Origin of the sequence: Streptomyces sp. DH12 (assembly GCF_020873895.1) — a bacterium.
Lineage (GTDB): Bacteria > Actinomycetota > Actinomycetes > Streptomycetales > Streptomycetaceae > Streptomyces.
Window position 1 is genome coordinate 1 of record NZ_JAHWGT010001444.1, and the last position, 410, is coordinate 410.

Below are 410 nucleotides of genomic sequence, written 5' to 3' on the forward strand. Positions count from 1 at the left end.
GCCGAGCGGGTCGACGCCGGCGACGAGGCGCAGGTGGCGGCGCTGCTGGAGCGGCACGGCTGCGACGTGCTGCTGGACGCCACCGACCCCCGTTTCGTGATGCCGCTGTTCCGCGCGGCGCGGGCGGGCGGCGCCGCCTATCTCGACATGGCGATGTCGCTGTCCCGCCCGCACGGCGAGCGGCCGTACGAGGAGTGCGGGGTGAAGCTGGGCGACGAGCAGTTCGCGCAGGCCGCCGCGTGGGAGGAGGCCGGGCTGCTGGCGCTGGTGGGCATGGGCGTGGAGCCGGGTCTGTCGGACGTGTTCGCCCGCTACGCGGCCGACGAACTGTTCGACGATATCGACGAGTTCGGCGTCCGCGACGGCGCGGACCTCACGGTGGAGGGCTTCGACTTCGCGCAGTCGTTGAA

At 73.2% G+C, this 410-nt stretch carries 1 protein-coding gene; it reads left to right on the forward strand.

Features of this window, described 5'->3' with window-relative positions:
* On the forward strand, positions 1–410 hold a 410-nt coding region (locus LPA54_RS40490; RefSeq protein ID WP_228985426.1), incomplete at both ends, for a saccharopine dehydrogenase NADP-binding domain-containing protein.